The sequence below is a fragment of the Bacillus xiamenensis genome (genome assembly GCF_000300535.1).
In the GTDB taxonomy this organism is placed as follows: Bacteria; Bacillota; Bacilli; order Bacillales; family Bacillaceae; genus Bacillus; species Bacillus xiamenensis.
Genome location: NZ_AMSH01000013.1, coordinates 24,862 through 38,142, shown reverse-complemented (window position 1 = coordinate 38,142; position 13,281 = coordinate 24,862). Strand labels below are relative to the sequence as shown.

Annotated in this window: 18 protein-coding genes; 7 read left to right on the top strand and 11 right to left on the bottom strand. The window is 43.6% G+C overall.

All coding sequences use genetic code 11. The features are described 5' to 3' along the window. Nucleotides 1–214 precede the first annotated feature (214 nt). Nucleotides 215–850: an FMN-dependent NADH-azoreductase gene (locus tag BA1_RS06875; RefSeq protein ID WP_008357093.1), complete on the top strand. Its 636-nt coding sequence runs from the start codon at nt 215–217 to the stop codon at nt 848–850. Between the two features lie 45 nt (nt 851–895). On the opposite strand, the gene BA1_RS06870 is transcribed toward BA1_RS06875, so the two are convergent. From BA1_RS06870 to BA1_RS06835, 8 genes are all read right to left on the bottom strand, one after another. Next, nucleotides 896–1,657, bottom strand: a complete 762-nt coding sequence (locus BA1_RS06870) for an IclR family transcriptional regulator (protein ID WP_008357091.1) — start codon at nt 1,655–1,657, stop codon at nt 896–898. 14 nt (nt 1,658–1,671) lie between these two features. Then, entirely contained in the window at nt 1,672–2,688 is a 1,017-nt protein-coding gene (locus BA1_RS06865; protein ID WP_008357089.1) for a 5-oxoprolinase subunit C family protein, read from the bottom strand. Next, entirely contained in the window at nt 2,685–3,431 is a 747-nt protein-coding gene (pxpB, locus tag BA1_RS06860; protein ID WP_008357087.1) for a 5-oxoprolinase subunit PxpB, read from the bottom strand. Before pxpB ends, BA1_RS06865 begins: the two co-directional genes overlap by 4 nt. A gap of 19 nt (nt 3,432–3,450) precedes the next feature. Continuing rightward, nucleotides 3,451–4,242 (bottom strand): putative hydro-lyase, encoded by a 792-nt coding sequence (locus BA1_RS06855; RefSeq protein WP_008357085.1) that lies wholly within the window; start codon nt 4,240–4,242, stop codon nt 3,451–3,453. Between the two features lie 4 nt (nt 4,243–4,246). Then, on the bottom strand, nt 4,247–5,464 hold the full coding sequence (locus BA1_RS06850; RefSeq protein ID WP_008357083.1) for an NRAMP family divalent metal transporter: 1,218 nt from the start codon (nt 5,462–5,464) through the stop codon (nt 4,247–4,249). 24 nt (nt 5,465–5,488) lie between these two features. Further along, nucleotides 5,489–6,247: a LamB/YcsF family protein gene (locus BA1_RS06845; RefSeq protein ID WP_008357081.1), complete on the bottom strand. Its 759-nt coding sequence runs from the start codon at nt 6,245–6,247 to the stop codon at nt 5,489–5,491. Between the two features lie 216 nt (nt 6,248–6,463). Continuing rightward, nucleotides 6,464–7,243 carry a Cof-type HAD-IIB family hydrolase gene (locus BA1_RS06840; protein WP_406566825.1) on the bottom strand — a complete coding sequence of 260 codons (780 nt, stop codon included), beginning with the start codon at nt 7,241–7,243 and terminating at the stop codon, nt 6,464–6,466. Between the two features lie 103 nt (nt 7,244–7,346). Beyond that, nucleotides 7,347–7,613 carry an excalibur calcium-binding domain-containing protein gene (locus BA1_RS06835; protein ID WP_008357077.1) on the bottom strand — a complete coding sequence of 89 codons (267 nt, stop codon included), beginning with the start codon at nt 7,611–7,613 and terminating at the stop codon, nt 7,347–7,349. 185 nt (nt 7,614–7,798) lie between these two features. Between BA1_RS06835 and BA1_RS06830 the strand changes: the two genes are divergently transcribed. The 6 genes from BA1_RS06830 to BA1_RS06805 all read left to right on the top strand — a co-directional run bounded on the left by BA1_RS06830 (nt 7,799) and on the right by BA1_RS06805 (nt 11,293). Further along, the gene (locus tag BA1_RS06830) at nt 7,799–8,176 is read left to right on the top strand and encodes a VOC family protein (protein ID WP_034738615.1); all 378 of its coding nucleotides are present in this window, start codon (nt 7,799–7,801) and stop codon (nt 8,174–8,176) included. 25 nt (nt 8,177–8,201) lie between these two features. After that, on the top strand, nt 8,202–8,492 hold the full coding sequence (locus BA1_RS06825; RefSeq protein ID WP_008357074.1) for a DUF5316 domain-containing protein: 291 nt from the start codon (nt 8,202–8,204) through the stop codon (nt 8,490–8,492). A 31-nt stretch (nt 8,493–8,523) separates the two neighbouring features. Beyond that, the gene (locus BA1_RS06820; RefSeq protein WP_008357072.1) at nt 8,524–8,766 is read left to right on the top strand and encodes a DUF2651 family protein; all 243 of its coding nucleotides are present in this window, start codon (nt 8,524–8,526) and stop codon (nt 8,764–8,766) included. 203 nt (nt 8,767–8,969) lie between these two features. Beyond that, the gene (locus BA1_RS06815) at nt 8,970–9,446 is read left to right on the top strand and encodes an FMN-binding protein (RefSeq protein WP_008357068.1); all 477 of its coding nucleotides are present in this window, start codon (nt 8,970–8,972) and stop codon (nt 9,444–9,446) included. A 15-nt stretch (nt 9,447–9,461) separates the two neighbouring features. After that, nucleotides 9,462–10,403 carry an FAD:protein FMN transferase gene (locus tag BA1_RS06810; protein ID WP_008357066.1) on the top strand — a complete coding sequence of 314 codons (942 nt, stop codon included), beginning with the start codon at nt 9,462–9,464 and terminating at the stop codon, nt 10,401–10,403. Then, nucleotides 10,394–11,293, top strand: a complete 900-nt coding sequence (locus tag BA1_RS06805) for an RnfABCDGE type electron transport complex subunit D (protein WP_008357064.1) — start codon at nt 10,394–10,396, stop codon at nt 11,291–11,293. The genes BA1_RS06810 and BA1_RS06805 overlap by 10 nt, the downstream gene beginning before the upstream one ends. A gap of 62 nt (nt 11,294–11,355) precedes the next feature. Here BA1_RS06805 and BA1_RS19425 read toward each other — a convergent pair whose 3' ends face one another. From BA1_RS19425 to BA1_RS06790, 3 genes are all read right to left on the bottom strand, one after another. Beyond that, nucleotides 11,356–11,799 (bottom strand): methyl-accepting chemotaxis protein, encoded by a 444-nt coding sequence (locus BA1_RS19425; protein WP_237739194.1) that lies wholly within the window; start codon nt 11,797–11,799, stop codon nt 11,356–11,358. Beyond that, complete coding sequence (locus BA1_RS19420) at nt 11,775–12,062, bottom strand: cache domain-containing protein (protein ID WP_034738609.1); 288 nt, start codon at nt 12,060–12,062, stop codon at nt 11,775–11,777. The genes BA1_RS19425 and BA1_RS19420 overlap by 25 nt, the downstream gene beginning before the upstream one ends. 97 nt (nt 12,063–12,159) lie before the next feature. Further along, nucleotides 12,160–13,281 (bottom strand): mannitol-1-phosphate 5-dehydrogenase, encoded by a 1,122-nt coding sequence (locus BA1_RS06790; protein WP_008357062.1) that lies wholly within the window; start codon nt 13,279–13,281, stop codon nt 12,160–12,162.

The following is a 13,281-nucleotide window of genomic DNA, read 5'->3' as shown; positions in this document are numbered from 1 at the left end:
TTTCAGAAAAATTTACAAACTTTTTATCTTGATTTCAAGACTTTATACCTTGACTTCAAACTATATTGTGATTACAATGAAAATATCAGTTTTTATGTAACTGTGCTTGTTACATCTTTTTCATAGCATTCCAATATGAATAAAGATGCCACATATTCAGCGTATTCTTGGGATACGCTAAAAAATACCCGAAACAGAAAGGATTGAATGAATCATGGCAAAAGTTTTATACATCACTGCACATCCGCATGATGAAACAGTTTCTTACAGTATGGCGACTGCTAAAGCATTTATCGAATCTTATAAGGAAGCAAATCCAAGTGACGAGGTTGTACATATTGATTTGTACAAAGAACATATCCCTCACATTGATGCAGATGTATTCTCTGGATGGGGCAAGCTTCAATCTGGTGCTGGCTTCGATACACTTTCAGCTGAAGAGCAAGCGAAAGTTGCTCGCCTAAACGAATTAAGCGATCAATTCGTTTCTGCTGACAAATATGTATTTGTTTCACCACTTTGGAACTTCTCATTCCCACCAGTTTTGAAAGCATACATCGACTCTGTTGCTGTAGCTGGTAAAACATTCAAATACACTGAGCAAGGTCCTGTTGGATTACTAACAGACAAAAAAGCACTACACATCCAAGCACGTGGCGGATACTACTCTGAAGGTCCTGCTGCTGAGCTTGAAGCAGGTCACCGTTACCTTGGTACAATTGCAAGCTTCTTCGGAATTCCTTCTTTCGAAGGTCTTATTGTTGAAGGTCACAATGCTGAGCCTGATAAAGCAGAGCAAATTAAAGCAGATGCAATCGAACGTGCAAAAGCTTTAGGAAAAACATTCTAATCCATCATATAAAAAAATCCAATGATCTTAACGGTCATTGGATTTTTATTGTTCAGTTGAAAAACCTAATTCTTTCGAAATGCCGCTGGCGGCTTTTTTGACCTGCTCAATTAAGTAAGGAAGCCGTTCCTTTTGATAACCCGCTTCAAATCCTGCAATGCTAATCCCTGCTGCCACTTCCCCGTGATGATTGAAAATCGGCGCTCCGATAGCTGCTGTATAGTTTTCAAGTTCTGAATAGCTTAACGTATAGCCTCGCTTATTCGATTCCTCTAGCATACTTCGCAGGACATCTTTATCCGTAATGGTCCCAATTCCGATTTTGCCAAGCTCAATGGAGTCAATATAAGCCAGTCTCTCTTTCTCTGGTAAAAAGGAAAGGATGCTTCTTGCACAGGCTCCCGCATATAATGGAGATCGCCTGCCGACTGCGGTATAAAGCCGAACAGGCTGCGTTCCTTCGATTTTTTCAACGTAAATGGCTTCATCTCCTTCACGAATAATGAGCTGTACGGCTTCCCCTACCTCATCACGCAAGCTTTCCATAAAGGGCCTTGCAATTTTCCGAATATCAAGGCGATCGGCTACAAGCTGGCCGTATTCAAGAAACATCAATCCCAATCGGTAAACACCTGAAGCCTGCTTTTCTAATAGCCCCATATCGGCTAATGAGCTTGCCATGCGGTGTACAGATGTTTTCGGCATCTTGGACAGCTCAATCATGTCATTTAACGTTAATTGTTCGTGTGTGATAAAAAGCCGCAAAATCTCCATTGATTTCACAACGGTTTTATTTGTGTTTTGCATGTTCCCCACCTTTTCTAAAATGAAAATGTTTCCAGCTTTAATCGTGTGGTTAGTTCTTTAATGTCTGCCTCTTGACTAAATAAGGCCTGCTCTGCTTCCTGACGGTCGATTTGTTGAAAAGTCAGATTCGCCCCAGGCATCGCCTGTGCAATGAGCGGCAAATCGACTGTTGCCACCTCACCAATACGCGGATATCCGCCTGTTGTTTGTCGATCTGCCAGCAAAATAATCGGCTGGCCGTCAGGAGGGATTTGAATAGAGCCGAAGGCAACAGCTTCTGAAATTAATTCCAGCTTTTGTTTTAAGCGAATGGGTTCCCCCTTCAATCTGCATCCCATGCGGTCTGATTGGGGCGTGACCTGATAAGGCCGCTCAAAAAAAGCCTGCTGCGATTCTTTCTGAAAATCACATAGATGTCTGCCGGCAAGCACCCGAATCACTGGGGATTTCCGCAGCGGCAAAAAATGAGCATGGTTGACTGTCCAATCTGGCGCGCTGTATGCCCCGCGTGTCACTTTGCTTTTTAGCATTTGAAATAGGCTACTGGCTAGAGGTGATGGCTCTCCAACAGGCAAAACGTCGCCTTTTTCTAGCGGACGACCTTCTAGCCCGCCTATCCTCGCTCTCACATAGGTGCTTTTGCTCTGCATGACTGGCTCCACGTCAAATCCACCTGCTGCGGCGAGGTAGGAACGGCATCCCCTCTTACAAGGTCCAAAGGTGATCGTACTTCCTGCCCGAATGAAGAGCGGTTTCCATAGAGGGGCTTGTTCCCCATCAATATCAATCTCCACGTCAGCACCAGTCACTGTAACCAGCTGATCCTTCTGACTTGTAAACACAGGACCCGGTCCCATCAAAGTTATTTCCAGTACGGCTTCGTTTTCTTGATTCCCAGTGAGGATGTTGGCGATTCGCAGTGAGAGCGGGTCCATGCCGCCGCTCGTTAACACGCCATACTTCTGGTAGCCTTTTCTCCCTTTATCTTGAATGGTGGTGAACATTCCTGGCTTGACGACATGAATACTCAACGTTCTGCCTCCTTCATGCTGAAAAATTCCTTTTCAGACATTTGGACAAATCTAACCTCATCCCCTGCCTTCAATAGACTTGGACTCTCATCATCTGGCCGAAACAATGGCAGCGGGGTTTGTCCAATGAGCTGCCAGCCTCCTGGTGTGGAAATTGGGTAAACGCCTGTCTGCTTCCCCGCAATGCCCACAGACCCTTTTGGAATCGACATTCTTGGTGTTTCTCTGCGCGGGGCTGCAATTTTTTCAGAAAGCCCGCCTAAAAACGGAAACCCCGGGGCAAATCCAATCATATAGACAAGATACGTCCCGGCTGTGTGAATTCGCACGACTTCTTCAGGCGTTAAATCGTTGATACAGGCAACCTCTTCTAAATCAGGACCCAGCTCTCCTCCATAGCATACAGGAATATCGACGGTGCGGCGATTTGACTGAATCCCTTCCTGCCATTTGTCTTCAAGCAGTTTTTCAATATAGGCTTGGACCCATTCATACGGAGACATATCACGTTGTTGAAGCTGAGCAGATTGATACACCGTATACGGCTCATAAAATACGGTCACGTTTGTAAAGGCCTGAACAGCTTCAACATATCCGTCGAATGGATGCTGTTCAATACATGAGAACAGCTGCTTCACACGCTCATGTATGTCTTCACGTATGTCGGCCCCTGCTTGGATGACAATCGCTGCATCTCCTAGCGGGTGAAAAGTGATCGAATCTTTTATCGTTGAAAATGCCACTTTTATGACACCTCTCTTTCTACAGGACACCGAGCTTTTGATCTCTTACATCTGTGATAAACATATGACCGGGTGCATGGGTGATCGCAATGTCTGGATTTGTGTGCATGACAATGGCTTGCGGCGTCACACCGCATGCCCAAAACACCGGGACTTCTCCTTCTTTGATCACAGATGGTTCTCCAAAGTCTGGTTGATCTACATGTTCAATGCCAATCACAGCTGGATCACCTATATGGATAGGACCGCCATGTACCGATGGGAATCTAGACGTCACCTGAACACTTCTTGTGACTTGATGCGCTGGGATCGGCCTCATACTGACAACCATCGGACCATGGAATACACCTGCCCTTTCACATGGAATGTTCGTTTGATACATTGGTACATTATGACCGTCTTCAATATGGCGGACAGGAATGTCATTCAGCATCAGTGCATGCTCAAACGTAAAGCTGCATCCGATGAGAAAGCCCACCATATCATCCTCCCAATAGGAAGAAATATCTGTTACCTCTTCTTGAAGAACCCCTTTTTTGTAAACACGATATTTAGGGAAATCCGTTCGAATATCCGCATCAGGTGCTGAACGCCTTGGCACTGGATCACCTGGGTCGAGCACATCAAGCAAAGGGCACGAAGCCGGATTCCGCTGACAAAATAAAAGAAAATCGAAGGCCAGCTCTTTTTTGACGATCATTAAGTTGGCTTGCGCAAATCCCTCAGCAAAGCCAGCCGTTGGTTCTGTGATCTTCTGCTTACGAATCAATTCCCTTATTTGTGACGGCTTATAGGTTTGATATGCTTTCATGTGATCAGCTCCATAGTTTCGGAATTTCATTCATGATGGTATATCCGCCCATAATCGCCATGATGATGACCACAAATGCACCAGCTGCTGTCAAAAAGAATGGATGACGATAATCACCGACAATCTCTTTTTTATAGGCTGCAATCAGCAATGTTCCTAGTGCAAGCGGCAAGATCAATGCATTGATCGCCCCAACCAAAATCAAGATATTGACAGGTCGTCCAATCGTAATAAAACAAAGGGTCGATAGCGCAATAAATCCGATGATAATGCCGCGTTGATTTTGCTCAATTTTTGGTGAAAAGGTTTTAAAGAAGGAGACAGATGTGTATGCTGCGCCAATGACCGAGGTAATGGCGGCAGCCCACATAATAACCCCGAACATTTTATACCCGATATTCCCAGATGCTAATTGAAAAACAGAAGCAGGCGGGTTCGATGGATCAATTTGCAAGCCTTTTGCGACCACTCCTAATGTGGCCAAAAAGAGTGCTACACGCATAACCGACGTGATGAGGACACCGAATATGGAGCTTTTCGTCACTTGCGGCAAGGATTCCTTCCCCTTGATGCCAGCATCCAGCAGGCGATGACCGCCAGCAAAGACGATATAGCCGCCAACCGTTCCCCCTACAAGTGTCACAATGGATAAAATATCAATTTTCTCTGGGACGAACGTTCTCACTGCTGCTTCTCCAACAGGCGGCGCTGTTGAAATCGCCACATACAGCATGAGACCAATCATGACAAACCCGGCGATCTGCGTAAAACGATCCATCGCTTTTCCAGCTTCTTTGATGACAAAAATAAGAATGGCAATAACAGCACTGACCCCTGCGCCAATCCGTGGATCGACACCGAAAATCACCTGAAAACCTAGCCCAGCACCGGCGATATTTCCAATATTAAAGGCAAGCCCGCCGATGACGATCAAAAAGGCTAGCACATAACCGAGGCCGGGCAGCACCATATTCGCAATGTCCTGTCCTCGTTTTTCCGAGACGGCAATGATACGCCATACATTCGTTTGTGCAAAAATGTCTAACACAATGGAGATCAAAATGACAAATCCAAAGCTGGCTGCAAGCTGCTGTGTGAAAACCGTTGTTTGTGTTAAAAATCCCGGTCCGATGGCGGACGTAGCCATTAAAAAGGCTGCGCCCATCAGCATAGAACGGTTCCCCTTTGATGACTGTATGTTTTTGACTTTTTCTCTTTTCATGTTGTTTCCCCCTTTGTTGACGAATTATTGAAAGGCTTTAAGTTGAATGTTGGCTTCTTTTAGCTTCGCTGTAATGGTTTTTGCAAATTGAAGTGCATGACTGCCGTCTCCGTGAATGCAAACCGTATCTGCTTTGAGCTGAATATCTTCCCCTTGAACTGTACGAACCTTTCCTTCTATGACCATACGAATAACCTGCTGCACCGCCATGTCATCTTCTTCAATCAGTGCATGAGGCTTTCGGCGCGATGTCAGTGTTCCATCTGGTTGATATGTTCGATCAGAAAAAACTTCATGTGCCACTTGAAGGCCGATTCTTTCCCCTGCTGACGCAAGTTCACTGCCTGACAGCGCAAATAACACAAGATTCGGATTTACATCATATACAGCCTTCGCAATATATTCAGATAATTCAGTATTTTCAGCCGCCATGTTGTAGAGGGCACCGTGTGGTTTGACGTGCTGCATCGTGCCGCCTTCTGCTTTTAGAAAGGCTGATAGCGCACCAATTTGATAGATGACGAGATCATAGGCTTCGTCTGGCGAGATGGCCATTGGACGTCTGCCAAAGCCGGCTAAATCCTGCAAGCCTGGATGCGCACCGATTTGAACCCCTTTATCCAGCGCCATTCTGACCGTCTTTCTCATGACCGTTGGATCTCCCGCATGAAAACCGCAAGCAATGTTGGCTGAGGTGACATATTCAAGAATTTGTTCATCTGAACCGATTGTGTATGGACCAAAGCTTTCTCCCAAATCACAATTGATATCCACTTGATACATAGGAACCCTCCTTATCGTTCCGAAAAACGGAATCAAAAGTCCGAATATTCGAATTTATATTGATTATATCAGCTTTGGACACACTTCACATTAAATTGTCAGAAAACATAACCATAGAACTAGGAGAAAACAAAAAGGCGAGAGGGAATGTCCTCTCGCTTTTTTCTAATGGTTATGAAGATGTTTGATGAAATGCATCCATTTCATCCTTCTCCTCTATTTAGACAGCACCCAATGTTGTATAGCTTTTGCTACACCGTGCTCGGTATGAGGAGCGGTAATCCAATCAGCGGCTTCTTTCACGACTTCTTGTGCATTCCCCATCGCAATGCCTAATCCGGCTTCTTGAATCATGGCCATATCATTTAGGCTGTCGCCAAGTGACATGACGTTATCCATTGTACAGCCAATTCGTTCTGCTACTTTCGCAAGAGCCGCAGCTTTGTTAATACCTGCCGCATTGACTTCGATATTGGTTGGACTTGAATTTGTAATCTCTAGATGCTCATTTGTTTTCAATGTATTGAGTACTTCCTCACGAACGTCATCGTCATGAATATCAAAGCCGAATTTCAACCATTCGTGGTCATGAATGCGTTCTGGAAATTCACCTCTCCACACCTTATCCACAGTGGAAGCCCAGTAATCGGTTTCGTACCTGTTTTTTAAATCCCACATCATTTGAACGTGATCGGGATGCAGCAGTTCTCGTTCGATCAGCTGGAAATTCGAATCCCAAATTTCACTTCCGTTGGCTGTCACAAGATAGGAAGAAAGCTGAAGCGGCTCGACCAGCTCTCGGCATGTCATCAGCGTACGCCCTGTGCTAATCACCACATGAACCCCTTTTGCTTCTGCTTCTTTAATGGCTTGTTTATTTTCCTCAGGAATGACGTGCTCACTGTTTAACAGCGTGCCATCCATATCAATGGCAATCAATCGGATGTCTTTCTTATCAGCTTGTGTTGACAAATTGAGTACCCCACTTTGTATCATTTTTTGAATCTACCTTTATTTTAATATAAAGACGAAGATGGCACAAAGGAACGAGTTTGATCCCATAGAAAAAAGACCCTGTCACAGGTCTTTTCATATCTTCTTAGCGTTCACACGCAATGCCGTCTTTATCGCGGTCAAGGTGTTTATTCTTTAGGTAAAGCGCTTTTGATGCATAAGGCTTGTACCTTGTTTTTCCACCTTTGTTTTTCGTATTTTTGCTGATCGCCACTCCGCCTTTATAAACCTTGTTGAGCGCTTTGCAGTTTTTGTACTTGACTGTCTTTGCATCCGCTGTGTGCGTGTCGACTTGTGTAAAGCTAAGTAAAAGACCTAAAGACAAGACAGCCACCATGATTTTTTTCAACATACAGATTTCCCCCTATTTTTTCTAATTTTACATTTTTATCATATGACACCACATTTTGTTTTTCAAGACGATTGAGCTAAAAATATTGATTTTTTTGGAATAAAACAAACCTTATTTCCTATGTGGTAAAATTAGTGGGAAACCTTTCCGGTTTTGACACGTATATGAAGAAAGGAGCTTTTCACATGAAAATGAAATATACCATTCTATATGTACATGATGTTGAAGCAAGTATTCATTTCTACCATCATGTACTTGGTTTCCCTATTAAATTAAGAGTTGAATCCTATGTTGAATTCGATACAGGAGAAGTGACCTTATCCATTAATTCACGCCAAGATGTGAAAGATGCCCTTGGGTTGCCCGTTCCAGATGCGAATAGCTCGTCTCAAACGTTTGAGATTGGCTTTGTTGTGGATGACGTGGATCAAACGATTGCATTCATGAAAGAAAAAGGGGTACCTGTCGTGAAAGAACCGGCAAAGAAACCATGGGGGCAAACGGTCGCTTATGTGTCTGACCCTGATGGACATTTCATTGAAATATGTGATGCGATCTCCTAATACTCGATCGAAGGAGTGAAGCGTAATGAGAAAAAAAGCTTTTTATGCTGGTGTTGGCTCAATGATTGTCATTTGCAGTATGTCCTTCCTTCTACAGCACCACGAATGGATTGGGTGGGTCAGTGGAGGAATCTCTATTATTGGAATCGTTGTATCTGGTTTCTTAATGGGGGCATGGACAAATGGGGAAGAAACGCGAGCAGCCTATCACACTGAAACAAAAGAGCACCGCATGCGGCGTCTTGATACGGCTTTTCTTTTTATCATCTTTGCCCTTCCGCATATGGCTGCGGCGGTCTTATATGTTTTGATGTAAATCATGAATGTCATGAAAAGGAGATATCCATATGGCTGTTTTTGTATTATTCATTGTATTCGGCTTTCCCATTATCTCTGGGCTGATTGGTACTTTCGGCACGTTGCTTTTGAAAAACGTTTGGATTCCTACTTTGATTGTACTGTTAGCGAGTGTGACCCTGATGTTCACTTATATTGGTGGAAATGAATCCTTTTTCATTTGGGTCATCATCTACACAGTCTGTGCGTTTCTCGCTGGATGGGTGACAAAGCAATTGAGAACTATTTCATAAATACAACACCATTTTATCTATAACCATCATAGGCTTCACCTTTCAAGGCTGTTGAGAGAATCTCGACAGTCTTTTCTGTAATTTGTGACCGCTTTCTTTCGATTTTACATCCAGGTGCACATTATCTAAAAAGTTCTTTTCTTGTTCATGGTTTGTTCAAACTTCTTCTATAAAGTAGACAATAATAGGAGGTAGAAAACATCATGGCAAAAATGAATAAGAAAATGATTAGTCTCTGCACCGCAGCCATCAGCAGCTTATACATCACTGGTTATGCAGCTACCCATCACGCCCAAGCCGTTCAGACAACACAATCAAATACACAAGAAGATACACAAGAAGACGCTTCTTCAAACAATACATCTAGCACATCAGCTACTCTTACAACTCAAACAGAAGATACCAGCTCAGAATCTGAGCTCCAAGACGGGACTTATTCAGGAACTGGATCAAATGAAATTGGATCTATTAGCGTATCCGTTACGATCAAGCAAGGAGCCATCACTGCTGTAGAAATTACTAGTGATAACACAAGATATGGGCAAAGCTCCATTTCATCATTACCTAATCAAGTGGTCATCAGACAAAGCGCTGATGTAGATACAGTAAGTGGTGCAACATTAAGTACACAGGATTTTGAAACAGCAGTAGCTCAGGCATTAGAGCAGGCCAAGGCTTAGAGAGGAGACTTCATCATGAAACAGTTAAAACAACAAAAACTGACGACTATTCAAAAGTCCATGCTAGCGATGGGAACTGTCATCGATATTCAGGTGGTTGCGTATGAAAAAGATAGACAAGCCGTTTTAGCAGATATGGACCGTGCCTTTTCACTTTTTTATGAAATCGAGCGTAAATTTAGTCGTTTCAGATCCGATTCTGAAGTGATGAATTTGTCAAATCAGCCCCGCCAAGAGGTATTTGTCAGTGAAATGCTCTTTGATTTGACAGCCTATGCGCTAGAGTTAGCTGAGTTAACAAATGGCAGGTATGATCCCACCATTGGAAAAGTAATGGAGGAAAAAGGATTCAATCGCATGTACATGACAGGACAAACCTATACGTCACACGTGCCAGATGCCTCCGTTCATTATCGTGACATCAAGTTAAACGAAGAGAATCGAACAATCTACTTGGAAAAGCCGCTCATTCTCGACTTCGGTTCCATTGCAAAAGGATTTGCGTGTGACCTGGCAGCAAAAGAGCTTGAAGCATGGGAAGGCTTTATGATGAATGCTGGGGGGGATGTATTGGTATCTGGTTTTAATGAATACCAAGAGGAATGGTCTATTGGCATTCGTCATCCCATTCAGAAGCAGACCAATATGATGGTCATTCAAACAACAAATTGTGCGATTTGTACATCAGGAAGCTATGAACGAATCAGCCGTGATGACCCTCATACGCACCATTTAATTCACCCTCAAACCAAGCTGTCTGAAAAAAGTTTATTAAGCTGTACGGTCATTGCACCACTTGGGATGCTTGCTGATAGTCTTTCAACAGCCGCCTTTATATTAGGCGAGAAAGAAGGTTATGCTTTTTTAACTGAAAATGAGTTGCCTGCCGTCATGATAAATAAACATGTCGATATCACCACAACACCGGAGATGAAGGAGGTTCAATCATGGAATTAAACCCATCACAAATAGCAAAAGCACCACCTGTCACAGATCAAAAGATCATCAAACAGTCGGCATCACCTCCATCTCGTCCACTAAAGGCTTACATTCGAACACCGAAACGCTATGCCATTGTTACGCTTCTGTTTTCCCTGTTGATTGGAAGTCTTCATACAGGATTTCTAAGCGGCATCACCACCGTTGCCACAACCATTGGAACAGCTATGCTTCTCGATACTTTGATTTCAAGATTGATTTGGAAAAATAAAAAGCAAACATTCCCTGATGGCGCTCTGCTGACAGGGCTGATCATTGGGCTTGTCCTCAGTCCAGCCACTTCATTTGCTATATCGGTTTTCACAGCCGCAGCAGCCATTTTATCTAAGCATTTCATCACTTATCAAAAGAAACCGATTTTGAATCCAGCCGCATTCGGTCTATGGCTCTCGGTCATTTTATTTTCTTCGAATCAAAGCTGGTGGGGCGGCATGTCTCTACTCCCTTGGTGGACCATATTACTTGTGGTAGCCGGCGGCTATTTGGTCACAAACCGCGTACAAAAATTCCCGCAAGTTTTCGCCTTTTTAGCAACATACGGTCTCATTCACCTTATATTTGGATTTATCGGCTTAGCGGATGCTTCATCTGCCTTTATTACGCCCTATCTGAACGCTGTCTTGTTTCTTGCATTCTTCATGCTGACTGATCCACCCACATCCCCAGCAAAGAATCGAGATCAAATCATCTTTGGCATTCTCTGTGCGGTTGTATCGTGTGTGGACTTCTATTTATTTAACAGCTTATCCTACTTACTCACAGGGCTGCTATGTGCAAATGCTTGGAAAGCTTGGCGTGCATTTCAAACACAACAAAAACGACAGGCGAAACGTGCAAAGACCGTATAAATTCTTGCTCACATAGCTAAAAAACGAACCCCCAATCGAAGGTTCGTTTTTTTTGTGCTCCATTAAAGCCGATAACGCGCAATATCCTGATTTAATCGCATACTCAACTCATTGAGTCTTTCTGCTGCCTTCGCCACATTGGAGATCGCTGTGACTTGTTCGTCTGTAGATGCTGTCATTTCTTCAATAGCGGCTGCATTTTCTTGAGAAATATTGACGGCACCGTGCATCGCTTTTGTGATCAGATCGTTTTGCTCCAGCAATGCATTCAGCTCTTTTGTCATTGCATTCGTTTCAACGATGGTTTGTGAAATCGATGTAGAGATGGTATTAAATTCTTGTTCTGTTGCGTGAACAGCCTCATCTAACTCGGCAAAACGCTCCATTGTGCTCGACATGATGCCGGCTGTTGCCGTCGTTTCCTCTTTAATGCCCTGAATCATCTGCTGTATTTGGACTGCTGACTGTTTGGTCTGCTCAGCTAAATTCCGCACTTCACTCGCCACAACTGAGAAGCCTTTGCCATGCTCTCCTGCGCATGTTCAAGCGTCAATTCTTTTTTCTCCACACGATCATTCAATTGTTCAAGTGTGGCCATCGCTCCACTGACGATATGTTTTAAATCTGCTTTTCCCGAATCAATTAATACATTCTTCGCTAATAAATACCCTGTTGTGCCAACAAGTCCGCCTGTTAAAATGGTGATGACGATAATGGCCGACGTTAATTGAAAAAAGACACCTCTCGAAGAAAACACTTTCTTTCCCATGTTCTATTCCCCCTTACTTTCATATATCGTCAAACGGGGAAAAGTATTGAAAAAGTCATAAAAAATCCCTTTCACATGATGGAAAGGGATTTTCTAATTATAGAACTGTTTCCTTGAGAATAGATTGATAAAGTTCGTCTTTAGGCTGTAGTCCACATACTTCTTGGAGCACACCTTCAACGCCTTTTTCTTTCCTTAATGCCTGCAGACGAACAGCTTCTTCGTCTTCTGCAAAATCGTATGCCAAAGCTGCGGCAATGCCTTTGATTAAGTAGACAGGCTGTTTGATTTTTTTCGCTGGACCGATCAAGCGGTCATCTGCACCTAGCTTTCTAAGCGGAGAGCGTGCGACACGAGTCACTTCGTCGGAAATAAAAGCATTCTCAAATCGTTTGATGATTTTTTGAATATACGCATCATGCTCTTCCTGTTGAAAGCCATATGTGTCAATTAAATAGCTGCCCGTTTCATGAAGGGCCCCTTCGACAACTTGGCGAATCTCTGGTGTGTCGACAGCTTCTTTGATCGTCTGAACGCCCTGCTGATAACCGACGTATGCAGCTAGGGCATGTCCTGTGTTGACAGTGAAGAGCTTCCGCTCAATATATGGCGTCAAATCTTGTACAAAGGTTGCTCCGTCAATTTTAGGAACTTCTCCCACAAAACCAGTCTCATCAATGACCCACTCGAAAAATGGCTCAACTGACACTTTGAGAATGTCCTCATGATGCTGAATCGGAACAATTCGATCAACAGCAGCGTTTGGAAAACCCACTGTTTGCGATATCGCTTCTTGTTCATCTGATGTCAAATAGGAAAAAACAGCTTCTTTTAAATGAGAGCTGCCCCCAATCATGTTCTCACAGGCCACAATGTTGATGAGATGGTCAGGCTTTTTTTGTTTTAGCCCTTCAGCAATAGATGAAGCAATGATCTTCAATACAGCTGGTCCAACGGCTGTCGTAATCAAATTGGCTGTGGCAACAGCCTCTGTTAATGCCGCTGGGTTTTGCGAGGAATGGATTGCTGACACAGGACCTACCACTTCTTGTTTCTGCCCTGGTGCTGCGAGTTCAACCGTGTATTCTCCTCTTTCATTCAACTCGTTGATGACCGCTTCATTTACATCCGTAAACACAAGCTCAAAGCCTGATGCTTTTAACAAAGACCCAATAAATCCTCTGCCGATATTCCCTGCTCCAAAATGAAGTGCCTTCAT